At 69.4% G+C, this 25,710-nt stretch carries 25 protein-coding genes; 10 read left to right on the top strand and 15 right to left on the bottom strand.

The genetic code is table 11. The annotated features are described in order from the left end of the window. Positions 1 to 107: 107 nt before the first annotated feature. The 5 genes from E5P2_RS17495 to E5P2_RS17475 all read left to right on the top strand — a co-directional run bounded on the left by E5P2_RS17495 (position 108) and on the right by E5P2_RS17475 (position 4,974). Entirely contained in the window at positions 108 to 1,490 is a 1,383-nt protein-coding gene (locus E5P2_RS17495; protein WP_162568383.1) for a phosphomannomutase/phosphoglucomutase, read from the top strand. Positions 1,491 to 1,502: 12 nt separating this feature from the next. After that, the gene (locus tag E5P2_RS17490) at positions 1,503 to 2,858 is read left to right on the top strand and encodes a 3-deoxy-D-manno-octulosonic acid transferase (protein ID WP_162568382.1); all 1,356 of its coding nucleotides are present in this window, start codon (positions 1,503 to 1,505) and stop codon (positions 2,856 to 2,858) included. 134 nt (positions 2,859 to 2,992) lie between these two features. Further along, the gene (locus tag E5P2_RS17485; RefSeq protein WP_162568381.1) at positions 2,993 to 3,256 is read left to right on the top strand and encodes a hypothetical protein; all 264 of its coding nucleotides are present in this window, start codon (positions 2,993 to 2,995) and stop codon (positions 3,254 to 3,256) included. 174 nt (positions 3,257 to 3,430) lie between these two features. Further along, a complete protein-coding gene (locus E5P2_RS17480) occupies positions 3,431 to 4,108 on the top strand; it encodes a class II aldolase/adducin family protein (protein ID WP_162568380.1) in 678 nt (225 codons plus the stop codon). A gap of 5 nt (positions 4,109 to 4,113) precedes the next feature. After that, positions 4,114 to 4,974 carry a methylglyoxal synthase gene (locus tag E5P2_RS17475; protein WP_162568379.1) on the top strand — a complete coding sequence of 287 codons (861 nt, stop codon included), beginning with the start codon at positions 4,114 to 4,116 and terminating at the stop codon, positions 4,972 to 4,974. A gap of 60 nt (positions 4,975 to 5,034) precedes the next feature. Here the strand turns inward: E5P2_RS17475 and E5P2_RS17470 are convergent, their stop codons facing one another. From E5P2_RS17470 to E5P2_RS17445, 6 genes are read right to left on the bottom strand one after another with little or no spacing between them, the layout of a single operon-like run. Continuing rightward, positions 5,035 to 6,186 carry an acyl-CoA dehydrogenase family protein gene (locus E5P2_RS17470; protein ID WP_162568378.1) on the bottom strand — a complete coding sequence of 384 codons (1,152 nt, stop codon included), beginning with the start codon at positions 6,184 to 6,186 and terminating at the stop codon, positions 5,035 to 5,037. Between the two features lie 9 nt (positions 6,187 to 6,195). Continuing rightward, positions 6,196 to 7,026: an SDR family NAD(P)-dependent oxidoreductase gene (locus tag E5P2_RS17465; RefSeq protein WP_162568377.1), complete on the bottom strand. Its 831-nt coding sequence runs from the start codon at positions 7,024 to 7,026 to the stop codon at positions 6,196 to 6,198. Positions 7,027 to 7,051: 25 nt separating this feature from the next. Then, the gene (locus E5P2_RS17460) at positions 7,052 to 7,471 is read right to left on the bottom strand and encodes a MaoC family dehydratase (RefSeq protein WP_162568376.1); all 420 of its coding nucleotides are present in this window, start codon (positions 7,469 to 7,471) and stop codon (positions 7,052 to 7,054) included. A 2-nt stretch (positions 7,472 to 7,473) separates the two neighbouring features. Next, on the bottom strand, positions 7,474 to 7,914 hold the full coding sequence (locus E5P2_RS17455; RefSeq protein ID WP_162568375.1) for a MaoC family dehydratase N-terminal domain-containing protein: 441 nt from the start codon (positions 7,912 to 7,914) through the stop codon (positions 7,474 to 7,476). Between the two features lie 23 nt (positions 7,915 to 7,937). Further along, entirely contained in the window at positions 7,938 to 9,122 is a 1,185-nt protein-coding gene (locus tag E5P2_RS17450) for a lipid-transfer protein (protein WP_162568374.1), read from the bottom strand. A gap of 36 nt (positions 9,123 to 9,158) precedes the next feature. Then, entirely contained in the window at positions 9,159 to 10,718 is a 1,560-nt protein-coding gene (locus tag E5P2_RS17445) for an acyl-CoA synthetase (protein ID WP_162568373.1), read from the bottom strand. Between the two features lie 139 nt (positions 10,719 to 10,857). On the opposite strand from E5P2_RS17445, the gene E5P2_RS17440 reads away from it, so the two are divergent. After that, positions 10,858 to 11,865, top strand: coding sequence for an AraC family transcriptional regulator (locus E5P2_RS17440; protein WP_162568372.1), 1,008 nt, complete (start codon positions 10,858 to 10,860; stop codon positions 11,863 to 11,865). 4 nt (positions 11,866 to 11,869) lie between these two features. Here the strand turns inward: E5P2_RS17440 and E5P2_RS17435 are convergent, their stop codons facing one another. The 4 genes from E5P2_RS17435 to E5P2_RS17420 are packed head-to-tail and all read right to left on the bottom strand — an operon-like array spanning position 11,870 to position 15,163. Then, positions 11,870 to 13,399 (bottom strand): TolC family outer membrane protein, encoded by a 1,530-nt coding sequence (locus E5P2_RS17435; RefSeq protein WP_162568371.1) that lies wholly within the window; start codon positions 13,397 to 13,399, stop codon positions 11,870 to 11,872. Between the two features lie 18 nt (positions 13,400 to 13,417). Continuing rightward, a complete protein-coding gene (locus E5P2_RS17430; protein WP_162568370.1) occupies positions 13,418 to 13,756 on the bottom strand; it encodes a rhodanese-like domain-containing protein in 339 nt (112 codons plus the stop codon). Between the two features lie 14 nt (positions 13,757 to 13,770). Continuing rightward, complete coding sequence (locus E5P2_RS17425; protein ID WP_162568369.1) at positions 13,771 to 14,457, bottom strand: protein-L-isoaspartate O-methyltransferase family protein; 687 nt, start codon at positions 14,455 to 14,457, stop codon at positions 13,771 to 13,773. A 37-nt stretch (positions 14,458 to 14,494) separates the two neighbouring features. Further along, positions 14,495 to 15,163, bottom strand: a complete 669-nt coding sequence (locus E5P2_RS17420; protein WP_162568368.1) for a TetR/AcrR family transcriptional regulator — start codon at positions 15,161 to 15,163, stop codon at positions 14,495 to 14,497. Between the two features lie 179 nt (positions 15,164 to 15,342). Here E5P2_RS17420 and hutH point away from each other — a divergent pair, with 179 nt between their 5' ends. The 3 genes from hutH (at position 15,343) to E5P2_RS17405 (ending at position 19,650) form a co-directional block, all read left to right on the top strand. Beyond that, the gene (gene hutH / locus E5P2_RS17415) at positions 15,343 to 16,935 is read left to right on the top strand and encodes a histidine ammonia-lyase (protein ID WP_162568367.1); all 1,593 of its coding nucleotides are present in this window, start codon (positions 15,343 to 15,345) and stop codon (positions 16,933 to 16,935) included. A 33-nt stretch (positions 16,936 to 16,968) separates the two neighbouring features. Further along, the gene (locus E5P2_RS17410) at positions 16,969 to 17,376 is read left to right on the top strand and encodes a hypothetical protein (RefSeq protein WP_162568366.1); all 408 of its coding nucleotides are present in this window, start codon (positions 16,969 to 16,971) and stop codon (positions 17,374 to 17,376) included. 78 nt (positions 17,377 to 17,454) lie between these two features. Then, entirely contained in the window at positions 17,455 to 19,650 is a 2,196-nt protein-coding gene (locus E5P2_RS17405) for a TonB-dependent receptor (RefSeq protein ID WP_162568365.1), read from the top strand. A 21-nt stretch (positions 19,651 to 19,671) separates the two neighbouring features. On the opposite strand, the gene E5P2_RS17400 is transcribed toward E5P2_RS17405, so the two are convergent. After that, entirely contained in the window at positions 19,672 to 20,655 is a 984-nt protein-coding gene (locus tag E5P2_RS17400; RefSeq protein WP_162568364.1) for a tripartite tricarboxylate transporter substrate binding protein, read from the bottom strand. 83 nt (positions 20,656 to 20,738) lie between these two features. Here E5P2_RS17400 and E5P2_RS17395 point away from each other — a divergent pair, with 83 nt between their 5' ends. After that, positions 20,739 to 21,647, top strand: coding sequence for a LysR family transcriptional regulator (locus E5P2_RS17395; RefSeq protein WP_162568363.1), 909 nt, complete (start codon positions 20,739 to 20,741; stop codon positions 21,645 to 21,647). Here E5P2_RS17395 and E5P2_RS17390 read toward each other — a convergent pair. Genes E5P2_RS17390 through E5P2_RS17375 form a run of 4 tightly spaced genes read right to left on the bottom strand, consistent with a single transcriptional unit; the run spans position 21,635 to position 25,708 of the window. After that, positions 21,635 to 22,495, bottom strand: a complete 861-nt coding sequence (locus E5P2_RS17390; RefSeq protein WP_162568362.1) for an amidohydrolase family protein — start codon at positions 22,493 to 22,495, stop codon at positions 21,635 to 21,637. The genes E5P2_RS17395 and E5P2_RS17390 overlap by 13 nt on opposite strands. After that, on the bottom strand, positions 22,495 to 23,628 hold the full coding sequence (locus E5P2_RS17385; RefSeq protein ID WP_162568361.1) for an NAD(P)/FAD-dependent oxidoreductase: 1,134 nt from the start codon (positions 23,626 to 23,628) through the stop codon (positions 22,495 to 22,497). The genes E5P2_RS17390 and E5P2_RS17385 overlap by 1 nt, the downstream gene beginning before the upstream one ends. 24 nt (positions 23,629 to 23,652) lie before the next feature. Further along, positions 23,653 to 24,819, bottom strand: a complete 1,167-nt coding sequence (locus E5P2_RS17380; protein ID WP_162568360.1) for a CoA transferase — start codon at positions 24,817 to 24,819, stop codon at positions 23,653 to 23,655. Further along, on the bottom strand, positions 24,812 to 25,708 hold the full coding sequence (locus E5P2_RS17375) for an HpcH/HpaI aldolase/citrate lyase family protein (protein WP_162568359.1): 897 nt from the start codon (positions 25,706 to 25,708) through the stop codon (positions 24,812 to 24,814). Before E5P2_RS17375 ends, E5P2_RS17380 begins: the two co-directional genes overlap by 8 nt. Positions 25,709 to 25,710: the final 2 nt, after the last annotated feature.

Here is a 25,710-nt window from a genome sequence, read left to right as displayed (position 1 = left end):
TTCGGACATGTGGCTTCGATGCGCCCGCACCGGGCTGCCGCAGCCGGGCCGCAGGAAGCGCATGCCTACAATGGTCTTCATTTTTCTTGCAAATTCAGAGGAAGCCCATGCAGCTCAGCGCATCGATCTTCAAGGCCTACGACATCCGGGGCGTGGTGCCCATGACCCTCGATGCAGAGGTCGCGGAGGGCCTGGGCAAGGCCTTCGGCAGCGCGGCGCGCGCTGCTGGCGAGAAGACGGTGGCGGTGGGGCGCGACGGCCGCCTGTCGGGCCCGGCCCTGGCCGAGGCCCTGATCCGTGGCCTGGTGGCCACCGGCATCGAGGTGATCGATGTCGGCGCGGTCACCACGCCGATGCTCTATTTCGCCGCGCACACCTTGTCGCGCAGCGGCATCCAGGTCACCGGCAGCCACAACCCGAAGGACTACAACGGCTTCAAGATGGTGCTGGCCGGCCGTGCGATCTATGGCGACGAGATCCAGGGCCTGCGCCGCGTGATGGAAGCCGACAGCGCGAAGCTCGCGCCCGGCGGCAGCGTGCGCAAGGTCGATGTGACCGAGGCCTATACGCAGCGCATCGTCGGCGACATCAAGCTGGCGCGGCCGCTCAAGATCGTGGTCGATTCCGGCAATGGCATCGCGGGCGCCTCGGCACCGGGCATCCTGCGCGCGATCGGTTGCGAGGTCACCGAACTGTTCAGCGACGTCGACGGCGACTTCCCCAACCACCATCCCGATCCCAGCAAGCCCGAGAACCTCAAGGACCTGATCGCCGCGCTGCAGGCCGGCGATGCCGAGCTGGGCCTGGCCTTCGACGGCGACGGCGATCGCCTGGGCATCGTGACCAAGGACGGCACCAACATCTACCCGGACCGCCAGATGATGCTGTTCGCGCAGGACGTGCTCTCGCGCGTGCCCGGCGGCACCATCGTCTACGACGTCAAGTGCTCGCAGCGCCTGGGCCCGGCCATCGAGGCCGCGGGCGGCAAGCCGCTGATCTACAAGACCGGCCATTCGCTGATCAAGGCGAAGATGAAGGAGATCGATTCGCCGCTCGGCGGCGAGATGAGCGGCCACATCTTCTTCAAGGAACGCTGGTTCGGCTTCGACGACGGCACCTATGCGGGCTGCCGGCTGCTCGAAATTTTGAGCAAGAGCCCGAACGCGAGCGACGTGCTCAACGCGCTGCCGACCAGCTTCTCGACGCCCGAGCTCAATGTCGCCTGCGCCGAGGGTGAGCCGCACACGCTGGTGGCCGAACTCGTCAAGACCGCGAAGTTCGCCGCGCCCGCGAAGATCTCCACCATCGACGGCGTGCGCGTCGACTGGCCCGACGGCTTCGGCCTGATCCGCGCCTCCAACACCACGCCGGTGCTGGTGATGCGCTTCGAAGGCCAGACCGAGGCCGCGCTGCAACGCATCCAGGACGAGATGCTCGCGCTGCTCAGGAGCGTCAAGCCCGACGCCACCCTCGCGGAAGCCGCTCACTGAGATCCGACAAGCGTGCGTTCGTTGCTGCTGCGCCTGTACGGCGTCTTCACTTCCCTGGCCCAGCCGCTGGTGCGGCGCAAGCTGCGGCGCCGCGCGGTGGCCGAACCCGGCTATGCGTTCGCCGTCGAAGAGCGCTTCGGCCACTACGACACGGCCGCCACCGGCACCGGCTGGTGCTGGGTGCATGCGGTCTCGCTCGGCGAGGCGCGCGCCGCCGGCATCCTGATCGACGAGCTGCGCCGGCAGTACGCCGACATCCCGATCCTGCTGACGCACGGCACCGCCACCGGACGCGAGGAGGGCGCCAAGCTGCTCGCGCCCGGCGACCTCCAGGTGTGGCAGCCATGGGACGCGCCAGCCGCGGTCGCGCGTTTTCTCGATCGCTTCCAGCCGCGCATCGGCGTGCTGATGGAGACCGAAGTCTGGCCCGAGATGGCGGCTGCCTGCGCCGAGCGCGGCATTCCGCTGGTGCTGGCCAATGCGCGCCTGAACGAGAAGTCGCTGGCCGCGGCCGAGCGCCTGTCCTGGCTCGCGCGGCCGGCCTATTCGGCGCTGGCCGCCGTGTGGGCGCAGACCGAGCCCGATGCGCACCGGCTGGTCTCGCTCGGCGCCAAGGTGGCGGGCGTGTACGGCAATCTGAAGTTCGACGCCACGCCCGACGCGCGCCAGCTCGCCGCTGCGACCCGGCTGCGCACGCAGCTGCCGCGGCCGGTGGTCGTGTTCGCCAGCTCGCGCGACGGCGAGGAGCAACTGCTGCTCGAGGTGCTCAAGCGCTTCGGCGCACTCGCGCCGGTGCCGCCCGCGCACGACGCGGTGCAGTCGATCGCCAAGCGGGTGCAGGACGTGCAATGGATGATCGTGCCGCGCCATCCGCAGCGCTTCGACGAGGTCGCGGCCCTGGTCGAGTCCCATGGCTTCGCGGTGGCGCGGCGCAGCGCGGCGGGCGCGCCGGCCGCGGCCGAGATCTGGCTCGGCGATTCGCTCGGCGAGATGGCGCTGTACTACGGCCTGGCCGACGTCGCGCTGCTGGGCGGCAGCTTCGAGCCGCTCGGCGGCCAGAACCTGATCGAGGCCGCGGCCTGCGGCTGTCCGGTGATCATGGGACCGTCCACTTTCAACTTCGCCGAGGCTGCGGCGCTGTCGCTCGCCGCCGGCGCCTCGCTGCGCGTCGAGGACATGGAGCATGCGGTGACCGCCGCGCTCAAGCTGGTCGAGAACCCGGAGCGCCGCGAGGCGATGGCCGAGGCCGCGCTGGCCTTCGCGTCGTCGAACCGCGGTGCGGCCGAACGCACCGCCGCGGCGGTGCTCGCGATTGCGCAGAACGCGCCGGTGCGCACCGAGGAACGCGCCGAGCCGCGGCTCGAATAGCGTCTCTTTTTTCGCGCCATCGGCGCGCGAGATGTGAGCGGCCAGACGATTCGCGGCCGGTCGTGAAATCCTGCCTTTCCCTCGCACGCCTGCGCCGGTCCAATGTAGTCATTCGATTTAACTGAATGGCAAGAATGAAGAACGAATTCGAACTGATCGTCGACGAGCCCATGGCAGGCCTCTTCTTCTGGACGATCGTTCGGCCCGGGCGCCCTGACGAACTGGAAGCCATCGTGGACTACGCCTGCGGCCCGCTGCCGACGCGCGGCCTGGCGACGGACGCGGGCATCGCCGCGCTGCGCTGGCATCGCGAAGTCGGTGCCGATGCCTTCGAGGCGCCGCCGGTCGGCCATGCCAGCGCCCACGCCGAAACGGTGCCTGGTCATCTCTGGCCCTGAGCGCGCCCCGGCGGTCGCGCCGGTGCCGGTTTGCGGCGTGAGGTTGAGCAGGTCCTGCTCGCGGCTTACAGTCGGGTGCTCCCGCCACAAGCCGATCGTCATGCATTCCGCCCTGCCAGCTCCCTTGCGCCAACCTCTGCACGCGTCACGAACCACGGTGATCGGAGACGCAGCTTGACCGAGGAATTCGCGCGCGAAGAGATCTGCCGCGTCGGCCGCAGCCTGTTCGAACGCGGCTACGTGCACGCCACGGCGGGCAATGTCAGCGTGCGCCTCGATGACGGTTTTTTGATCACGCCGACCGACGCCTGCCTGGGCTTTCTGGATCCTGCGCGTCTGGCCAGGCTCGACCGCCAGGGCGAGCAGATCGGCGGCGATCGTGCGAGCAAGACGATCGCATTGCATCGCAGGATCTACGAGGCCTCGGCTGCCACCGCATGTCCCGCGAAGTGCGTGATCCATACGCACAGCACGCATTGCGTGGCACTCACTTTGACACCGGGTGAAGCGCACGCGAGAAGCGCGGAACTGCTGCCCGCACTCACCCCGTACTTCGTCATGAAGGTCGGCCATGTGCCGCTGGTGCCCTGTGCGCTTCCGGGCGATGCCACGGCCGCGGAGCATGTCGCGACCGCCATCGGCCGCTATGCCGGTGCGGGAACGCCCATTCGCGCCGTGATGCTCGATCGGCTCGGCCCGAATGTCTGGCACGACTCGCCCGCGGCCGCGATGGCGACGCTGGAAGAACTCGAGGAGACGGCGCGGCTCTGGTTGCTCTCGGGCCGCACTGCGCCGTCTCTGACGGACGCGGCGATCGACGAGTTGCGGCGCGCGTTCGGCGCTCACTGGTGACCCGCATGCGTTTTGGACTGATCGCCCACCGTTTTCATCGTCAATCGGACGGTGCCCTGCTGCGCTGGGCTCGTGCGTGCGACCCCGGCATCCGGGCGCTCGGGCTTGGCCTGCACGCAGTCGGCGGCACCTGCGACGCGCTGGCGAAACAAGGCCTGCTGAGCGCCTACCCGCCGCTGGTCCGGCTGCCCTACGGCCCCGAGGGCGGCGTCATGCGGCTGGTGTCGTGCATCGCGGGCGGCCTGGAGGCGGAAGGGGAACTCGACGGGATCATCTACTTCGTCGATCCCGTGGACCCCTCGTCGCTCTATCCCGAGACGCAGGCGCTCAAGCGCCAGTGCGTGATTCACGGAAAGCCCTATGTGGCCACCGCCGCCGGTGCGGCCGAGTGGATCGACGTGGAACTCGCCCACGCCCGCAAGCCCTGCGGCAATCTTCGCGGCCCGCTGGCAAGCCGCACCGTCGCGTTGATCGCCCATGACGCGCTCAAGCAGCGGATGGTCGATTTCGCGGCGAAGCACTTCGACCTGCTGTCCGGCTTCGCTGCACGCGTGGGCACGGGAACCACGGGCGGCCTGTTGAACGACATGGCATGGTCGCGCGGCTGGCCGGCCGATCGGCCCTGGGTCACCCGCTATCTGAGCGGACCCATGGGCGGCGACGCGCAGATCGCCGAGCTGGTGCTCGATCGCCGCTGCCACCAGGTGATCTTCTTCGAGGATCCCCATGTGGCGCGGCAACATGAGGCGGACATCCAGCTGCTCGAGCGAGCCGTCTGCAGCGCGACCCACGAGACCACCTGCTTCAACTCGCCGGCGATGGCCGAGCGCTGGGCGACGGCGCTCGGCCTTGCGCCGAACATCTGAGAGCGACCCTTCGGGCTCGCTGCCGAAGTCGCAAGCCGCGCGGGATCTTGAGCGGCGGTGTCATGCGCACAGCTTGCGCGCGATCAGGTCCTTCATGATCTCGGTGGCGCCGCCATAGATGCGCTGCACGCGCGCATCGGCATACAGCCGCGCAATCGGGTACTCGGCCATGTAGCCGTAGCCGCCGAAGAGCTGCAGGCACTCGTCGACGACCTTGCCCTGCTGCTCGCTGCACCACCACTTGGCCATGTAGGCGGCTTCGTCGTCGAGCGTGCCGTCGAGCAGCCGCTGGATGCAGTCGTTGACGAAGCTGCGCACCACGTGGGCCAGCGTCGCGCATTCGGCGAGCTTGAAGCGGGTGTTCTGGAAGTCGGCCAGCGGCTGGCCGAAGGCCTTGCGCTGGCGCGTGTAGTCCACCGTCAGTTCCACCGCGCGCTCGATCACCGCGGCCGCGGGCACGGCGATCAGCAGGCGCTCATAGGGCAGCTGGCTCATCAGCTGTGCGAAGCCCTGGCCTTCCTTCTCGCCCAGCAACTGATCGGCCGGCACGCGCACGCCGTCGAAGAACAGCTCGGCGGTGTCGGACGCATGCTGGCCCAGCTTCTCGAGCCGGCGGCCGACGCGAAAGCCCGGCAATTCCTCGGTCTCCAGCACCACCAGCGACACGCCGCGGCTGCCGGCATCGCCGGTGCGCACCGCCACCACCAGCAGGTTGGCGGTGAAGCCGTTGGTGATGAAGGTCTTGGCGCCATCGATCACATAGCCGTCGCCCTCGCGCCGGGCACGGGTGCGCAGCGCCTTGAGGTCCGAGCCGCAGCCGGGCTCGGTGAGCGCGATGCCGGCCAGCATCTCGCCGCTCGCGAGCCTGGGCAGCCAGCGCTGCTTCTGCGCTTCGGTGCCGTAGTCGAGGATGTAGTGGGCGGCGATCGTGTGCACGCCGGTGATGGCCGGGACCTCGGCCTTGGCCAGCTCGTCCTGCACCACCAGCTGGTAGGCCAGCGAGGCGCCCGCGCCGCCGCAGGCTTCGGCCAGTTCGGGCAGCAGGAAGCCCATCCGACCGAACGGCCGCCAGACCTCGCGTGGGATGAAGCCCTGGCGGCGCCAGCCGTCGAGCTGCGGCGACAGCTCGCCGGCGACGTAGCGGCGCACCTGTTCGCGAAAGGCTTCGATGTCGTCATCCATCCATGGATGGCGCAAGAGTCGGGGCAGCATGGTGTTCGCCTAGATGCCGGTGAGGCCGCCGCTGCACATCAGCGTCTGGCCGCTCACGTAGTCGGACTCGGGAATGCACAGCAGGTACACCGCGCCCGCGGCCTCGTCGGGCGTGCCGCCGCGGCCGAGCGGAATGCTGCGCTCCATCGCCGCCATCAAATCGGGATTGACCCCGACCTTGATCTCGCGGCCATCGATGGTGGCAGTGGCGTCGCCCGCCGCGCTGACGGTCAGCCGCGTCCTGATGAAGCCGTAGGCCACGCAATTGACCGTGACGTTCATGCGTCCCCATTCCTTGGCCAAGGTCTGCGTCATGCCGACGATGCCGGCCTTCGCGGTCGAATAGTTGGCCTGGCCGGCGTTGCCGAAGAGGCCGGCGACCGACGAGATGTTGACCACCTTGCGCACCACGCGCTGTCCCGCCTCGGCTTCGGACTTGGACAGCGCGCGGATCACCGGCTGCGCGGCGCGCAGGATGCGAAAGGGCGCCGTCAGGTGGCAGTCGAGCATCGCGTACCACTGCTCGTCGCTCATCTTCTGGATCACGTTGTCCCAGGTGTAGCCGGCGTTGTTGACGACGATGTCCAGGCCCTTGTATTCGCTGACCGCGGTGCCGACGAAGCGTTCGGCGAAATCCGGCGCGGTGACGTTGCCCACGCAGGCCACGGCCTGGCCGCCGGCCTCGCGGATGGCCTGCACGGCTTCTTCTGCCGGCTCGGCATCGAGGTCGTTGACGACGATGCGAGCGCCTTCGCTGGCGAGCTTCTGCGCGATCGCACGGCCGATGCCGCGGCCCGAGCCGGTGACGAGGGCGACCTTGCCTTCGAGTTTGCGTGTCATGGTGGGGGTTCTCCTGAAAGATGCCTCAAGGCAGGGCGACGAGGGCTTCGCCGACGATCTTGGTTTGTCCGAACTGGTTGGCGCTTTGCAGCTCGATGCGCACGCAGCGCTCGCCGTCGTGTTCGAGCTTCTCGACCACGCGGCCCGTGCAGCGCATGGCATTGCCCAGGTGCGTGATGCCCTGGAAGCGCGCCTCGAAGCGGCGCAGCCGGCTCTGCGGTGCCCAGCCGCTCAGCAGGCGGCCCAGCCAGGCCATGCCCAGCATGCCCTGCGCGAACACGTCCGGCATGCCGGACTTGCGCGCCACGTCGGTGTCGATGTGGATCGGGTTGTGGTCGCCGGAGGCGCCGGCGAACAGGGCCAGCGTCGTGCGGGTCACGGGCGGCAATTGCAGCGGCGGCAGTTCGTCGCCGATCCGGACCTTGTCGAATTCGAGGGGCTTCATGTTCAGTTCCTGCAGACGATGACGGTGCGAAGCTCGGCTACGAGCTCATCGCGCTGGTTGGTGGCGCGCGCGGTCTTGACGACGAATTCGAGCGCGCCGTTCTTCTTGTCGTAGATGTCGTCGATCGTCGAGCGCACGGTGACCGTGTCGCCCACGCAGGCCGGCCGGTGGAAGCTGAAACTCTGCTCGCCATGCAGCAGCCTGGCGATCGGGATCTGCAGGTCCGCGAGCAGCCGGTCCAGCACGCCCGAGTCGAGCTCGGCCGCGAACAGGAAGGTCGGCGGCGCGGGCAGATCCGGATAGCCGGCATCGTGCGCCGCCGCGGCATCGGTGTAGACGGGATCGGTCTCGCCGATCGCCTTGGCGAAGAACTGCAGCCGGCTGCGCTCGATCGGCAGCACCGATGCGGGCAGCGCATGGCCGATCCATTTCCTGTCGATCATGGGGCTTCCTTCTTGCTTTTTGTTCAGACGCGTTCGTACAGCGTCACCACGCAGGCGCCGCCCAGACCCAGGTTGTGCTGCAGCGCGAGCCGCGCACCTTCGACCTGACGCTCGTCGGCCGTGCCGCGCAGCTGGTGCGTGAGTTCGTAGCACTGCGCCAGGCCCGTCGCGCCCAGCGGATGGCCCTTGCTCAGCAGCCCGCCCGACGGGTTGGTGACGACCTGGCCGCCGTAGCTGTTGTCGCCGTCGCAGACGAACTTCTCGGCGCCGCCTTCGGGGCACAGGCCGAGCGCCTCGTAGCTGATCAACTCGTTGTGGGCGAAGCAGTCGTGCAGCTCGACCACGTCCACGTCCTGCGGGCCGATGCCGGCCGCCTCGTAGACCTGCGCGGCCGCGGCCCTGGCCATGCCGAAGCCGACCACCTCGCGCATGTCGCGCGCCTCGAAGCTGATCGGCCGGTCGGTGGTCATGGCCTGCGCCCGGATGCGCACGCGTCGGTCGAGGCCATGGCGCTCGGCGAAAGCGGCCGAGCAGACGACGGCCGCGGCCGCGCCGCAGGTCGGCGGGCAGGCCATGAGGCGCGTCATCACCCCGGGCCACATCACGGGCGCGGCGAGCACCTCGTCTTCCGTCACGACCTTGCGAAAGAGCGCGAGCGGGTTGTTCGCCGCATGGCGGCTGGCCTTGGCGCGGATCTTCGCGAAGGTGGACAGCTGCGTGCCGTACTGCTGCATGTGCGCGAGGCCGGCACCGCCGAAGTAGCGCAGCGCGAGCGGCACGTCGCCCTGGCCGACCAGCTCGTCGGTGGCGCGGTCGAAGCGCTCGAAGGGGCTCGGCCGGTCCTTGAACACGGCACCGAGTGCGCCCGGGCTCATCTGCTCGAAGCCGAGCGCGAGCACGCAGTCGGCCGCGCCGCTCGCCACCGCCTGGCGCGCGAGGAAGAGGGCGGTCGAGCCGGTGGAGCAGTTGTTGTTGACGTTGACGATCGGGATGCCGCTCATGCCGACTTCGTACAGCGCGCACTGCCCGGCGGTGGAGTCGCCGTACACGTAGCCCACGTAGGCCTGCTGCATCTGCTCGTAGCCGACGCCGGCATCGGCGAGCGCGGCGCGCGCAGCCCTGGCGGCCATCTGCGGATAAGGCTCGTGGGCCCCGGGCTTGGTGAAGGGGATCATGCCGACCCCGGCGACGAAGACGTCACGGCTCATGAGAAAACTCCTGGAGAAAAAAGAAGAGGGGCGCGTTCACGCCACATGCCGTTCGCGGCCCTGCCAGAAGGGCTCGCGCAATTGGGTCTTGAGCACCTTGCCGGCGCCCGACAGCGGCAGCGCCTCGACGAAGTCCACGCTGCGCGGGCACTTGTAGCCGGCGATCAGCGTCTTGCAATGCGCCATCAGCGCCGCGGCATCGGCATCGCTGCCGGGCCTTCGCACCACCACCGCGTGCACCGCCTCGCCCCATTCGTCGCTCGGCACGCCGATCACGGCGCAGGCGGCGACGCCCGGATGCTGGGCGAGTGCGTTCTCGACCTCGGCCGAGTAGACGTTCTCGCCGCCGCTGATGATCATGTCCTTCAGGCGATCCGCGATGAAGACGAAGCCATCCTCGTCCATCCACGCGCCGTCGCCGGTGTGCATCCAGCCGTCGCGCAGGGCGGCGGCCGTGAGCTCGGGCTTGTTCCAGTAGCCCTGCATCACGTTGGGGCCGCGCACCACGACCTCGCCGACGGTGCCGCGCGGCACTTCCTCGTCCATCGGATCGACGATCCGCACCTCCATCGCGAAGCTCGCACGCCCGGCCGAGCGCAGCTTGCCCCGATGGCGCGCCTCGGGCCGGTGGTACCAGGCCGGGTTGATGGTCGCGACCGGCGACAGCTCGGTCATGCCGTAGGCCTGCACGAAATCGACGCCGGGCAGCGCCGCCATCGCGCGTTCGATCAGCGCTTCCGACATCGGCGAGGCGCCGTAGGCGATGGCCTTCAGCGAGCCCAGGTCGCGCGGCTTCTTCATCGACGGATGGTCGACCAGCATCTGGATCATCGTCGGCACCAGCAGCGTGTGCGTCACGCGGTCGCGCGCGATCGCGTCGAGCACCTGCTCGGGGTGGAAGGCCGGGATGATCGCGTGCGCGTTGCCCTCGATCCAGTGCGGCATCGCACAGCCCATGTCGGCCAGATGGAACATCGGCGCGGCATGCAGGTAGGTGCCGTCCGGCGTCGCGAAGCCCTCGGCGCGCAGGGCCAGGCCCGAGCTGCACAGGTTGGTGTGGCTCAGCATCACGCCCTTGGGAAAGCCGGTGGTGCCGCCGGTGTAGAAGATGCCGGCGAGGTCTTCGCCGCGGCGCAGGGCGTCGGCCATCGGGCCGGCTTCGGCGATCAGCGCCTCGTAGCCGTGCATGCCCTTCGGCGCATCGCCGTCGCCGCAATGGATCACCTGGCGCAGGCTGCCCGATTGGTGGCGGAACTGCTCGACCATGGGACGGAAGGTCTCATCGACCAGCAGCAGCGTCGAGCCCGAGTCTTCCAGCGAGTACAGGATCTCCGCGGCGGACCAGCGGATGTTGCAGGGGTTCAGCACGCCGCCGGCCCAGGGCACCGCCATCTGGTATTCGAGGTAGCGGTCGGAGTTGAGCGACAGCATCGCGACGCGATCGCCGGTCTGCATGCCGAGGGCGCGCAATGCGCCGGCCAGGCGTGCGACGCGATCGGCCAGCGCGCGGAACGTGCGCTGTCGTTCGCCGAAGCGCACCGCGATCCGGTCGGGATGCTGCTGCACCGCGCGGTGCAAGGCTTGGGTGAGGTACATGCTGCGTCTCCGTTCGACCCCGGGATTGCGAGGTCTCCTTGGCTATGGGCTCATGGTAGAAACCGGCGGCCCCGCGCGCGATTGCGCAATGCGTCGATCCCATGGCAAAACACCTCAATCCCTTGCTCGGCACTCCTTGATGCTGCGTCCTCCCGTCACGATTCCGATGGTCTTCGTGCAGGGCATGGTGTCCGGCGTGCAGGCACGCCATCAGCCCTGCTACGCCTTCCTGGCCGGCGCCGGCATTGCGCCGGAACTGCTTCATCAGGTCGGTGCGCGCGTGACCGCGGACCAGTATGTGGCGCTGTTCCGACTCTTGATGGAAGGCCTCGACGACGAATGCCTGGGCTTCCTGTCGCGGCCCCTCAGGCGCGGCAGCCTGGCGCTGGTGATCCGTTCGGCCATCGGTGCCGCGACGCTGGAGGTGGCAATGCGCCGCATCGCGCGCAGCTTTCGCCTGTTGCAGGACGACCTTCTGCTGGTGCCGGTGCACGATGGTGCGCTGGCGGGTCTGGCCCTGCATTTCACCGAGGCGTCCGTCGCGCGCCCGACCTTTCTGCACGAGCTGTTGCTGCGCATCTTCTGGCGCCTGCTGGCCTGGCTGGTGGGCGGTCAGCTGCCTGCCGTAGGCTTCGACTTCGCCTTCGAGCGCCCGCTGCATGCGGCCAGCTACGGCAAGGTCTTTCCGGCGCCGCTGCAGTTCGAATGCCGCCATTCGGCGTTCTGGTTCGATGCGGCGCAATTGCAGTCGCCGGTGCGCCGCGACGAGGCCGCGCTGCGCACCTTCCTGGCCGATGCGCAGACCCAGGTCATCGTGCCCCGGCGCGGCGACGACCTCGTCAGCGCGCGCGTGCGGGACCACCTCCAGCACACGCAGCCCGCGTGGCCCGAGCTCGCCGCGACGGCCGATGCGCTGCACATGTCGACGTCGACGCTGCAAAGGCGCCTCGCGAACGAGGGCGTTTCGTTCCAGTCGTTGAAGGACGAACTGCGACGCGACATGGCGATCGTGCGCCTCAACACCAGCACCGTGCCCCTGGCCACGCTGGCCTGCGAGCTGGGCTTCGCGGACAGCGCGGCCTTCCAGCGCGCCTTCAAGGGCTGGACGGGCAGCGCGCCGGGCGCGTACCGCCGCGGCGGCCCCTGAACCGCTACCTGCCGGGTGGTGCGACGATCACCGGCGGCGGTGGCGGCACCGGCATCATGGGCGCACCGGGATTGAAGGGCGGCACCGGCACCGGGGGCACGCGCGGGATGGTGTTCTGCGGCACCGGCACCGGACTCTGCGTCGCGGCCGAGGGCTGCGTCGGCGAGGCGGCGCTTTCGGGCGTGGCGCGGTCGCCGGTCGCCAGCGCGAGGTTGATGCCCTGCAGATCGTCCGCACTGAGCGTGCCGTTGGCCTGGCGCAGCTTGAGGTGGCCCAGCAGCACGTTGTAGCGCGCCAGTGCGAGGTCGCGCTTGGTCTGGTAGAGCTGGCTCTGCGCGTTGAGCACGTCGATGTTGATGCGCACGCCGACCTGGTAGCCGAGCTTGTTGGCGTCCAGCGCGCTCTGGCTGGAGGACTCGGCGGCTTCCAGCGCCTTGACCTGGCCGGCACCCGAAACCAGACCGAGGTAGGCGGCCCGCGTGGCCTGGGTGACGCTGCGGCGCGTGCCTTCGAGCACCGAGCGCGACTGGTCTTCGAGCGCCAGCGTCTCCCTGATGCGGTTCTCGGTCGCGTAGCCCGCGAACAGCGGCAGATTGAACACCACGCCGACGGTGGCGGCGTTGATGCGCGAGCGGCCGGTGGTGGTGCTGGTGCCCTGCGGATTGTTGGCGATGTTGTAGCCCAGGGTCGCATCGAGCGTGGGCTTGTGGCCGGCCTCTGCCTTCTGCACTTCGAGCCCGGCCACGTCGACGCCGAGCCGGGCCTGCCGGATCGATGGATGCACCTCCTCGGCCTGGGCCACCCAGGCTTCCATGTTCGCCGGCGAGACCGTGGGCAGCACGACCGGCGCGGCCAGCGGTACCGGCACGCTGTTCGCGCGGCCGACCAGCTGGTCGAGCGCGATCTTCTTGACCTGCAGGTCGTTCTCGGCCGCGATCTCCTGCGAGATCACGAGGTCGTAGCGCGCCTGCGCTTCGCGCGTGTCGGTGATGGTCGAGGTGCCGACCTCGAAATTGCGCTTGGCCGAGGCCAGCTGCTCGGCCACCGCGGTCTTCTGTGCCCGCACCAGCGCGAGGCTGTCCTGGCTGCCGAGGACATCGAAATACGCCTGGCTGACGCGCACCACCAGGTCCTGCTCGGCCACGGTCAGCACGGCCTGTGCGATGTCGGCCTGGCGCTTGCCCTGCTCGTAGGTGGCCCAGTTCGCCGGCCGGTAAAGCGGCTGCGTGGCATTGATGCCGACGGTCTGCGTGCTGAAGCCGCGCGACACGTTGCTGCCGGGCACGTCGACATCGAGCTGGGTGCGCGTGTCGCCGGCCGACAGGCCGACGGTCGGCAGGATGCCCGCCTTGGCCTGCGCCGCGCGCGCGACACTGGCGTCGTACTGCGCGCGCGCGCCCTGGTAGCTCGCGTCGTAATCGCGTGCGGCATCGTAGAGTTCGATCAGGCTCTGGCCCTGGGCCGGCAATGCGATCGCTGCGGCGAACGCGGTCGCGAGCGCCGCGCAGAGAGAAGAAAGCCGGCGCACGGGCATGCAGGTCCTTGGATGGAATCAATAGCGCGGCACGGACGTGTCGTGCTGGGCCGACCAGGCATCGATGCCGCCGGCGATGTTCGCCACCGTGTCGAAGCCGCTCTGGGCCAGGAAGGCAGCCACGCGCTGGCTGCGCGCGCCGTGATGGCACAGGCAGGCGATGCGCTGGCCGGGGTCGAGTTCGGCCAGGCGGCCGGCGATCTCGTTCATCGGGATCGCGACCAGCGCGAAGCCCTGCGGCACCACGCTGGCGGTCTGCAGCTCCCAGGGTTCGCGCACATCCAGCAGCACCGGCGCGGCGCTCGCATCGCGCGCGAACCAGGCGGCGACTTCGGCAGGGCGGATCTGTTCGATCATGAGGCGGGCCGGCTTCAGAAGTTGAAGCGCGAGGGCTCGGGGAAGCTCAAGAGGCGCGGCGCGACCGTGTCCCACGGCTGCGTGCTTTCCCACTTGCCTTCGCCGACGCGGGTGACGAAGTGGGCGCGCATCATCGGCTCCTCGCCGACGATCGCGGCCAGTCGTCCGCCCATCTTCAGCGAGCCCAGCAGGCCTTGCGGCACGCGCGCCACCGAGCCGCTCAGCACGATCACGTCGAAGGTCGGCCCGCTGGGCAGCGGCACCGCACCATCGGCAACGCGCACCTCGACGTTGGTCACGCCGTTGCGCCGCAGGTTCTGCGTGGCGATGGCGGCGAGGCCGGGGTCGATCTCGAGTGTCAGCACTTCGGCCGCGCGGTGCGCGAGCAGGGCGGCCATGAAGCCGGAGCCGGTGCCGATCTCGAGCACCGAGTCGGTCTTCTGCACATGCAGGTCCTGCAGCATGCGCGCCTCGACCTTCGGCGACAGCATGCACTGGCCCGGTTCGCGGGCGCCCTTGGCGCCTTCCAGCGGGATCTCCATGTCGAAGAAGGCGAGCGGCCGGTGGGGCGGCGGCACATAGTCTTCGCGCCGGATCTGCGCCAGCAGGTCGAGGATCTCGAGATCGAGCACGTCCCAGGGGCGGATCTGCTGCTCGATCATGTTGAAGCGCAGGCGCTCCAGGGTGGGTGTGGGGTTCATGGGCTTTTCCTCGGGGACTCGGGACAAACCTTCAATTCTAGGGTCGGGGTGCGACCAGGCCGTGGAGCACGATCTCGGTCTGCAGCGCGATGTACTTCTCGGGATCGAGTTCGGCCTCGCCGTCGATGCAGATCGGGGTCGAGTGCTTCCACATCATCAGGAACAGCATGGGCGCGGCGATGGCGTAGATCGCATGATCGACGTCGATCGGCGCGAACTCGCCGCTGTCGATGCCGCGCCGCAGGATGCGCCGCAGCAGCGAATGGCCCGGACGCACCACCTCCTGGCGATAGAACTCGGCGAGCTCCGGGAAATTGCGGCCTTCGCCGAGCATCAGCTTGGTGAGTCCCGACGCCTGGGTCGAACCCACGCGCTCCCACCAGATGCGCATGCAGTAGCGCAGCATGTCGGCGGTGCTGCCCTCGAAGACCTCGAACTCCTGGTTCCACTCGGTGAAGCGGCCCGCGAGGTTCTCGATCACGACGGCCTTGAACAGCTCTTCCTTGCTCGGAAAATAGAGAAAGAGGGTGCCCTTGGAAACGCCGGCCCGCGCGGCCACTTCCTCGGAGCGGGTGGCGGCGAAGCCCTTCTCGACGAACAGGTCGAGCGCCGCCTGGAGCAGTTCGCCGGGCCGCGCCTCCTTGCGACGCTCGCGCTTGGCCCGCACGGGGCACAGTTTGTCGGCAAGGAAGCGGCGGGCGGGCATCGGATTGTTAATGACTGACGGGTTAGTAATGTAGTGAGGCCTCCGGCGGCCGTCAAGCCGGAAAGCCGGCAGATGCCCACGAACGCAGCTGCGCCGATCGGTCATGCGAAGCCTGTTCAGCGCGCGATTTTCGAGGCAGAATCGACGAGACCCTACTTGTACATACAGGCTCATACATTATGAAAGAAGCTGCTGAAAACCCATCGGCCGTTGCAAGCAACCCGGAGGAGGGCGCCCTGCTCCCGGGCCATGTCGGCCTGCCCCTGCTGCGCCGTATCCATGCCGGCGGCATGCGGCTCGCGCTCGATCCATCGGCGCATGCCCGCTTGCTTGCATCGCAGGCCACGGTGCGCAGCATCGTCGACGGGGGGGCCGTGGTCTACGGCATCAACACCGGCTTCGGCAAGCTCGCGCAGACCCTCATCCCGCACGAGCGCCTGGCCGAGCTGCAGCGCAACCTGGTGCTCTCGCACAGCGCGGGTACCGGCGAGCCGCTGGCCGCCGGCGTGGTGCGCCTCGTGCTCGCGACCAAGGCCGTGAGCCTGGCGCGCGGCCATTCGGGCATACGGCCGGAGATCGTCGATGCGCTGCTCGCGCTCGGCAATGCCGGGCTGCTGCCGCGCATTCCGTCCAAGGGCTCGGTCGGCGCCTCGGGCGATCTCGCGCCGCTCGCGCACCTGGCCTGCGTGCTGATCGGCGAGGGCGAAGTCACCACGCCCGAAGGTGCAGTGATCGGCGGTGCCGAGGCGCTGGCGCGCATCGGATTCGCGCCCTTCGTGCTCGGTCCCAAGGAAGGCCTGGCGCTGCTCAACGGCACGCAGGTGTCGACCGCGCTCGCGCTGGCCGGCCTCTTCGGCGCCGAGGACGTGTTCGCGGCCGGCCTGATGGCGGGCGCGCTTTCGCTCGAGGCGATCCAGGGCTCGATCAAGCCCTTCGATGCGCGCATCCATGCCGCGCGCGGCCAGCCGGGCCAGATCGCCGTCGCCGCCGCGGTGCGCGCGCTGCTCGACGGCAGCGAGATCGTTCCCTCGCATGCCGACTGCGGCCATGTGCAGGATCCGTACTCCGTGCGCTGCGTCCCGCAGGTGATGGGCGCCTGCCTCGACAACCTCGCGCATGCCGCGCGCGTGCTGCGCATCGAAGCCAATGCCGCATCGGACAACCCGCTGGTGTTCGACAACGGCGACGTGATTTCCGGCGGCAACTTCCACGCCGAGCCGGTGGCCTTCGCGGCCGACATCATCGCGCTCGCGGTGAGCGAGATCGGCGCCATCTCCGAACGCCGCATGGCGCTGCTGCTCGACAGCGGCCTGTCGGGCCTGCCGCCGTTCCTGGTGCGCGATGGCGGCGTCAACTCCGGCTTCATGATCGCGCAGGTCACCGCGGCAGCGCTGGCGTCGGAGAACAAGTCGCTCGCGCATCCGGCCAGCGTCGACAGCCTGCCGACTTCGGCGAACCAGGAAGACCACGTGTCGATGGCGACCTTCGCGGCGCGACGCCTGGGCGAGATGGTCGAGAACACCGCGGTGGTCGTCGGCATCGAGGCCATGGCGGCGGTGCAAGGCATCGAGCTGAAACGAGGCCCGAAAAGTTCACCGCTGCTCGAAGCCGAATTCGCCGCCATCCGCGAGCGCGTTGCCTTCATCGAGCAGGACCGCTTCCTCGCGCCTTCCATCGAAGCCATGCGCCTGTGGGCGCGCCAGCGCAGCTGGCCCGAGGTCGTTCAGGCCCTCCTGCCCAGCCGATTTCAGGTCGAAAGCGGCGAGAGGTAGCGGCAAGGCCCGTGGGAGAATGCGGGCCTCGTCATGCATCTGCCCACCCGCTCGAACCGAACCCGCGCACTGCTCTGTGCGCTGGCGTTCGCCGTGTGGCTGGCGACGACGCTGGGGCTGGTGCACGGCACGATCCACAACGCGCTGACGGAGCGCACGCACACCACGTCACCGGCAACGGATGAGGTGGGCAGCCCGAACGCCGATCCAGCCGAGCAGCTGCCGGCGCGCCACCACTGGCTGGCGGCGCTGTTCGATCACCACAGCGGTGCCGACTGCCGCTTGTACGACCAGCTCTCGCACGGCTCGGCCGCACTCTGCGTGCCGCTGGTCATGTTGCCGGTCGTGCTGCCGGCCGCCACCTTCTCCTATCTCGAGGGCGAGGCACTCGCCCGATGGGTCGCGCTGTTCGACGCGCGCGGCCCGCCTTCCACTCGCTGAATCCCCCGTGTCCGGCCGAGCTGCACCTGCGTTTGCGGGTGGCGGCGGGCTGCCCCTTGATTCAACGAGTGTTCTTCCATGTCCTTTTCCTTTCATCGCAGCGCGATCGGCGCTGCTGTTTTCTCGCTCGCGTCCTGCGCGGCGCTGGCCCAGTCCGATGCGCCGCCCGCGGCGGCTCCGGCTGCGGACAATCCCTCCGGCCTGTCCATCTCGCCGCCGGTCGACAGCCTGTCCGCCGTGAACGTCACGGCCGAGCGCCTGAAGAAGGCGCGCATCGAGCTGTCGCCGCAGGTCGGCACCACGGTCTACCGCATCGACCGTTCGGCCATCGATGCGCTCGGCAAGGGCGACGCCGCTTCCTTCGACGACGTGCTGCTGACCCTGCCCGGCGTGGCCAAGGATTCGAAGGCTTCCGGTGCACTGCATGTGCGCGACGACCACGGCAACGTGCAGTACCGCATCAACGGCGTGCAACTGCCTGAGGGCATCTCGGGCTTCGGCCAGTCGCTCGACACGCGCTATGTCGAGAGCATCGATTTCCTCACCGGCGCCTTGCCTGCGCAATACGGCCTGCGCACCGCGGGCGTGGTCGACATCCAGACCAAGGAGGGCTTCGGCAAGCCCGGCGGCTCGCTGGGCTTCACCTTCGGCAGCCACCAGACGCTGGAGGAGAACGGCTCGGTCTACGGCACCAAGGGCAACCTCAGCTACTACCTGTCGGGCAGCATGGTGTCCAACACCGAGGGCATCGAGAACCCGCTGCCCAGCTTCAATGCGCAGAACGACCGCACCCGGCAGGGCCGCAGCTTCGGCAATCTCTCGTATTTCATCGACGACGACACGCGCGTCGGCCTGATGTTCGGCACCTACAACGGGCAGTTCCAGATCCCGACCCATCCGGGCCAGACGCCGGCCTGGTCGCTGACCGGCGTGAGCGACCTGGCGACCGGCTTCAACGCATTGCCCTCGAGCGACGTGCGCGAGCGCCAGACCGAGGCCACGCGTTTCTTCGCGCTGTCCTTCCAGAAGAGCCTCGGCGCGCTGGACTTCCAGGTGTCGGCCTTCCATCAGTATTCCCAACTGCACTACACGCCCGATCCGATCGGCGACCTGATCTACAACGGCGTCGCCTCGGACACATTGCGATCGAACTCGGCCAACGGCCTGCAGTTCGACGGCTCGTACAAGCTCGGCGATGCGCACACGCTGCGCTTCGGCGCCGCCTACACGCGGCAGTCGACGCAGAGCATCAATGCGGTCGGGGTGTTCCCGGTCGACAGCAGCGGCGCGCAGATCGGCAGCGACCCGATCCTGATCAACGACGACTCGGGCAAGCGCGGCCAGCTCGGCAGCCTCTATCTGCAGGACGAATGGCGCATCGATCCGAAGCTCACGCTGAACTACGGCCTGCGCTACGACAGCGTCGATGCCTTCACCAAGGAGCACCAGTGGAGCCCGCGCGTCAACCTCGCGTACAAGCTCTCGGACGACACCGCGCTGCATGCGGGCTATGCGCGCTACTTCACGCCGCCGCCGCAGGAGCTGGCCTCGCAGCAGAGCATCAACCTGTACGCGGGCACCAGCAACCAGCCCGAGATCCCGAGCTCCGATCCGGTGAAGGCCGAGCGCACGCATTACCTCGACGTCGGTGCCTCGCACAGGCTGAGTCCGAAGCTCACGCTGTCGGCCGATGCGTACTACAAGCGAGTCACGAATCTGCTGGACGAAGGGCAGTTCGGGCAGGCGCTGATCCTGTCGCCCTTCAACTACCAGAAAGGCTTTGCGCGCGGGCTCGAGCTTTCGGCGCGCTACAACGACGATCATTGGTCGGCCTATGCGAACTTCGCCTGGCAGAAGGCGATGGGCCGCAACATCGTGTCGAGCCAGTCGCTTTTCGGCGCCGACGAGCTGGCCTACATCGCCAACCACTACGTGTACCTGGACCATGACCAGACCTACACGGTGTCGGCCGGCGCGAGCTATCGCTTCGGCAGCAACAGGGTGAGCGGCGACCTGATCTTCGGCAGCGGCCTGCGCAGCACGCCCGACGGCGGCGCGCCCAACAGCGCCTCGCTCAAGTCGTACACGGTGGCCAACGTCTCGTACACCCACACCTGGAAACAGCCCTCGGGCGGCGACATCGAAGGGCGGATCGCGATCCTGAACCTGTTCGATACCTCGTACCTGCTGCGCGACGGCACCGGCATCGGTGTCGGCGCGCCGCAGTACGGCACGCGCCGCAGTCTGTACGTGGGCATCACCACGCACTTCTGAGGCTTCAGGGCGCGGGCCGCGTCAGTCGATCGTGATGTGGTTGGTCTTGACCAGCGCGGCCCAGCGCGTGATCTGCCCCTGCAGGAAGGCGGCGAATTCCTTCGGCGTGTTGCCGACCGGCTCGATGCCGATCGCCAGCAGCCGGCGGCGCGTCTCGGGCTGCCGGATCGCGTCGCGCACCGCGCCCGACAGGCGCTCGACGACGGGCGCCGGCGTGGCCGCAGGGACGAAGAAGCCGTTCCACTCGACGACCTCGAAGTCCTTGAAGCCGCTCTCCATCACGGTCGGCACGTCGGGCAAGGCCTCCATGCGCTGCGCGCCGGTGGTCGCCAGCGCGCGCAGGCTGCCGGCCTTCACGTAGCTCAGGCCCGACACCGGATTCGCGAAGTAGGCCGACACCTGTCCGGCCAGCAGGTCGGTGATGGCCGGCGCGCCGCCCTTGTAGGGCACGTGCAGCCAGTCGATGCCGGCGTCGCGGCGCAGCATCTCGCCCGCGAGATGCGCCGAGCCGCCGGCGCCATACGAAGCAAAGCTCAGCTTGCCCGGATGGGCGCGTGCGTAGGCGATGAATTCCTTGAAGGTCTTGTAGGGCGCCGAACTCGGCACGACCAGGATGTTCGGCATGTTGATCGCCTGCGACACCGGCGTGAAGTCCTTGACCGGATCGAAGGGCAGCTTGCGCAGCACCGCGTTCACCGCATAGGGGAAGGTGTCGAAGAGCACCGTGTAGCCGTCCGCGGGCGCCTGCAGCACCGAGGTGGCCGCGATGATGCCGCTCGCGCCGGGCTTGTTCTCGATCACGAGGGTCTGGCCCAGCAGCGCCGCCATCGGCTGCGACAGCAGGCGCGCATTGCCGTCGGCGCCGCCGCCCGCCGCGTAGGGAACGATCACGCGGATCGGCTTCGTGGGATAGGCCTGCGCCTGCGCTGCGGCCGGCAGCGCGGCGAGCGCGGCCGTGCCCAGCAGCAGCTGCCGGCGCCGCAGAGTGAGGGATGCTTCTGTCATGGTGCTTGTCTCCTGAGGTTGTTCTGTGGACGATGAAAACTTCTGCAGAATCCGGCCCTGGCCATCGAGCCGAAGAAAGACGCATGAAACTCCAGTTTCTCCAGACCCTGACGGCGGTGCTGCGTCACGGCTCCTTCGCCGCCGCGGCGAAGGAAGTGAACCTCACGGCCAGCGCCGTCAGCCTGCAGATGCGGCAGCTCGAGGACTACTTCGGCCGGCCGCTGTTCGACCGCTCGGCGCGGCAGGCCAGGCCGACCGCCTTCGCGGCGGAGGTCGCCGGCACGATGCAGCAGACCCTCGATGCCCTGAAGGCGTTGCGGCTGCGCGAGGACACCGTGGTGTCCGGACGCATGCGCCTGGGCACCATCGAGTCGGCGCAGGTGGCGCTCCTGCCCACCGCGCTGCAGGTGCTGCGCGACCAGGCGCCGGGCCTCGCGTTCGAGATCGCGCGCGGCGTCTCCGCCGCCTTGCTCGACGACGTCAAGGCCGGCCGGCTCGATGCGGCGGTGCTGGTGCGCCCGCAGTCGGGCGGCTCGAGCCGGCTGCACTGGTTCGCGTTGCAGCAGGAGACCTTCGTGATGATCGCGCCGCCGCACGTGCGGCGCGGCTCGCCGGTCGAGATGCTGCGGCGCCACGACTGGATCCGCTTCGATCGCGTGACCACCGGCGGCCTCATCGCCGCGCAGCACGTCAACCGCATCGCGCCGCGCACGCGCTGCGCCTTCGATCTGCCGGGCACCGATGCGGTGGCGGCGATGGTGTCCGCGGGGCTCGGCGTCTCGGTGGTTCCGACCCTGCGGCACGAGGTGCTGCAGGCCTATCCGCTGCAGGTGATCAGCCTCGGCAAGGACGCGCCGGTGCGGCACATCGCGATGGTGTGCCGGCCCGCCGATGCGGAAAGCCGCCGCATCCAGGCCGTGCTCGAGGCCTTCCAGTTCGCGATTCGGCGGCGTCATGGCGAGGGCGCGGGCGCGAGGCATCAGAAGCCGTAGAGCGCGGCCGGGTTGTCGACCCACACACGCTGTCGCAACGCCGCGCCGGGCACCCAGGCGCCGAAGCGATCGAGCAGCGCGGCATCGTCGGGCGTCGCCTTCGTCTCGGTGGGATGCGGCCAGTCGCTGCCCCACACCAGCCGCTCGGGCGCGTGCCGGCACAGCGCCTCGACGACGCGCGCGCGGCTGTCGTCTTCCGGCGTGCCGCCGTCGAGGTAGGGCGCCGAGAGCTTGACCCAGGCGCGCCCGGCATCGAGCAGCCGCGCGACGATGGCGAAGGCCGGATGCGCCTCGCCCTGCGGATGCGGCAGCCGCGCCATGTGGTCGAACACGATCGGGCAGGGCAGGCGCTCGATCAGCGCGGCATGCGCGACGATCTGGTCCGCGCGCCAGTGCAACTGCACGTGCCAGCCGAGCGGCGCGATCCGGCGTGCGAGCGGCTCGACCATGTCGAAGCGCGTCACGGCCGTGGCCGGATCGAAGAGCGTGAAGCGGATGCCGCGGATGCCGCCGGCATTCAGCGCGTGCAGCGTCGCGTCGTCGACCTCCGGATGCAGCACGCCGATGCCGCGCGTCTGTGCGTGCCCGAGTTGCCGGATCGCGTCCAGCGTCACGCGGTTGTCGGTGCCGTAGACCGTCGGCGTGACCACCACGGTGCGCGCCGTTCCGAGGCGCGCCTGCAGCCGGCGGTAGTCGCTTGCCGTCGCATGCGCAAGCACGCGGGCCGGGTCGCCGATCGAGGGAAAGCGCGCGTCGTACACATGGATGTGCGCGTCGCAGGCCTGCGGCGGCAGGGCCAGCGCGGGCGGCTGCGTGCCGGTGGTATGAGGGATGGAATCTTGTGGCATCAGGATGCGCCGGTGCGTGCCTCGCCGAGGGTCTGCCGCACATGCTCGCCGATCGCCAGCGAGGCGGTGAGGCCGGGCGATTCGATGCCGAACAGGTTCACGAGGCCGGCGACGCCGTGCTGCCTTTCGTCCTGCACCACGAAGTCGGTCGCCGCGTTGTGCATCGAGGATCCGGGGCCCGCGAGGCGCGGGCGGATGCCGGTGTAGCCGGGCTGCAGATCGCCGTCGCGCAGGCCGGGGTAGTAGCGGCGGATCGCGTCGTGGAAGGCGGGCTCGCGCGTGGGATCGAAGCGGTAGTCCACGCCATCGCGCCAGCTCAGGTCGGGGCCGAACTTGCACTGGCCGCCGAGGTCGATCGTCACGTGCGCGCGCAGCGCGCCCTCGCGGCCCGTGGGATAGACGAGATGGTGGAAGGGCGACTTGCGCGCCAGCGTGAAGTAGTGGCCGACGGCGAAATACAGCGGCGGAATCAGCGCGGCGGGCATGCCGGCGATCGCGCCCGCCACCCGCTGCGCGCCGAGCCCGGCCGCGTTGACCACGGTGCGGCACAGCACCGTGCTCGGCTCGTCGCCGCCGACCTGCAGCACGATGCCGTCGTGCGTGGCGTCGCCCGACAGCACCGGGCTCTGCAGCGCCAGCGTCGCGCCATGGGCTTCGGCATCGCCGAGGTAGGCGAGCATCAGGCCGTGGCTGTCCACGATGCCGGTCGACGGCGAATGCAGCGCGCCGACGCAGCGCACCTCGGGCTCCATCGCGCGCGCTTCGGCGGCACCGATCACGCGCAGGTCGGTGACGCCGTTGGCGGCGCCGAGCGCGATGTAGCGATCCAGCTCCGGCAGCTCCGAGGCCTGCGTCGCCACGATGAGTTTGCCGATGCGCCGGTGCCCGATGCCGCGCTCGGCGCAGTAGGCATACAGCGCGGCCTTGCCGGCCACGCACAGCCGTCCCTTGAGCGAACCGGGCGCGTACGAGATGCCGGCATGGATCACCTCGGAATTGCGCGCGCTGGTCTGCGTGCCGATGGCGCTCTCGGCTTCGAGGATGACGACCTCGCGCCCCGCCATCGCGAGTGCGCGCGCCACCGCGAGGCCCACCACGCCGGCGCCGATCACGGCGCAATCGATGCGGTCCATCGCCTCAGGCGCCTCGCATCGTGTTCATCGTGCGGGCTTCAACTGATCGTCGTTCTGGCCCAGCGTCGGCGCCGCGAACGGGTCCGGTCCGGGCGTGCGGCCGAAGGCGACCGCGCGCGTGAAGCCGCGGTAGCTGCCGAGCACCGGATGCGCGAAGCGGCCCACCATGTCCTCGGCCAGCACCTGCGGGAAGTCGAACATGTCCTCCACCGTGCGCGCCGCCGCGCACGGAACCTCCTCGCCGAAGAGGGCTTCCCATTCGAGCGCACTGTGCGCCGCCAGCGCCGCATGCAGGCGCGGCACGATCTCCTCCTGGTGCTGCGCGCGCTTGCGCACGCTGTCGTAGCGCTCGGTCGCCAGCAGTTCACCCAGGCCGGTCTTCTCGCACAGCGCGCGCCAGAAGTGGGGCGTGTTGGCCGAGATGTAGAGATGGCCCTCGCGCGTCGGATGGATGCCGGTGATGCCGCCCGAGCGCATGTCGCGCCCGACTTCGCGCGGCTCGTCCTCGGCCCACACCAGGCGTGCGGACTGCATCGCGAGCGCCGAGCGCAGCAGCGAAACGCCGACCTCCTGGCCTTCGCCGCTCTTCTCGCGCTCGTACAGCGCCGACGCCACGCCGGCGGCCACCAGCGCGGCGGCGTAGTAGTCGACCACCGAGCCGTAGAGGATCTGCGGCGGCTGCCCGGGCGCCGCCTGCATCGCGCACATGCCGGTCATGGTCTGCAGCACCTGGTCATAGCCGGCCTTGGCCTTGAGCGGCCCGCTGTCGCCATAGCCGGTGACCGCACAGTAGATCAGGCGCGGATTGACGGCCTTCAGTCGCTCGTAGTCGATGCCGAGCCGCGCCGGCACGCCGGGCCTGAAGTTGTGCACCAGCACGTCGGCCGTCTTCACCATCGCGTGCAGCGCCTGGAGGTCGGCGGGATCCTTGAGGTCGAGCACGATGCCCAGCTTGCTGCGATTGACGCCGAGGAAGGCGCGGCTCTCGGCCTCCAGCGTCGACGGGTACTTGCGCAGGTTGTCGCCCGCGGGCGGCTCGATCTTGATCACTTCCGCGCCCTGGTCGGCCAGCAGCGTGCAGCCGTAGGGGCCGGCGATGTAGGCGCTGAGGTCGAGCACGCGCAGGCCCGAGAGCGGACCGGCCGGACCGGTGCGCGGCAACGGATTGCGCAGGGGCGTCGACTCATTCATGGTGCGTCGTCGGATGCGCCGCGGCGGCGGGCAGCAGGCCCAGGCGCCGTGCGTTCGCGACGACGGCGCGGGCGCTGGCGGCAAAGGGCGCGTCGATCATCCGGCCATCGACCACATAGGCGCCGACGCCGTGCGCCGAGGCTGCATCGGCGGCCGCCAGCACCTGCAGCGCATGCGCGATCTCGGCATCGGTCGGGCGGAAGGCCGCATTGGCCAGCGCGACCTGGCTCGGATGGATGCAGCTCTTGCCGAGGAAGCCCAGGCGCCGCGACAGCGCGGCCTCCTCGCGAAAGCCCTCGACATCGCGGAAGTTGGCGAAGGCGCTGTCGTAGGCGTAGACACCCGCCACGCCCGCGGCCATGCGCACCGCGAACATCGCCTGCCGCACCGCGGCGGCCTCGCGCCGGTCGATGCCGAGCGGCTCGAACAGGTCGCCCAGCCCCAGCTGCAGGCCGACCACGCGCGGGTGTGCGGCGGCCAGCGCCGCGGCATCGCGCAGGGCTTTCGGCGTCTCGATGTTGAGCAGCAGGCCGATCGGCGCGACCACGCCGTTCGCGTGCTCGGCGCGTTCGATGGCATCGGCGGCGGCGCGCACCTGGTCGGGCGTCTCGGGCTTGGGCAGATTGATCACGTGCAGGCCGGGCTGCGCGACGCAGGCGATGTCGGCGGCGAAGTGCGGCGTGTCCAGTGCGTTGACGCGCGCGATCAGGATCTTGCGGCCGACCGCCTCGACATTCTTCAGGAACGCGCGCACCGCCTCGCGCGCCTCGGCCTTGCGCGTTTCGGCGACCGCATCCTCGAGGTCGAAGGAGATGCCGTCGGCATCGCCCGCCAATGCCTTGGCGAACAGTTCGGGACGCGAGCCCGGAACGAAGAGCTTGCTTCTCATGG

Source organism: Variovorax sp. SRS16 (genome assembly GCF_901827165.1).
In the GTDB taxonomy this organism is placed as follows: Bacteria; Pseudomonadota; Gammaproteobacteria; order Burkholderiales; family Burkholderiaceae_C; genus Variovorax.
This window is presented reverse-complemented; position numbering and strand designations above follow the sequence as displayed.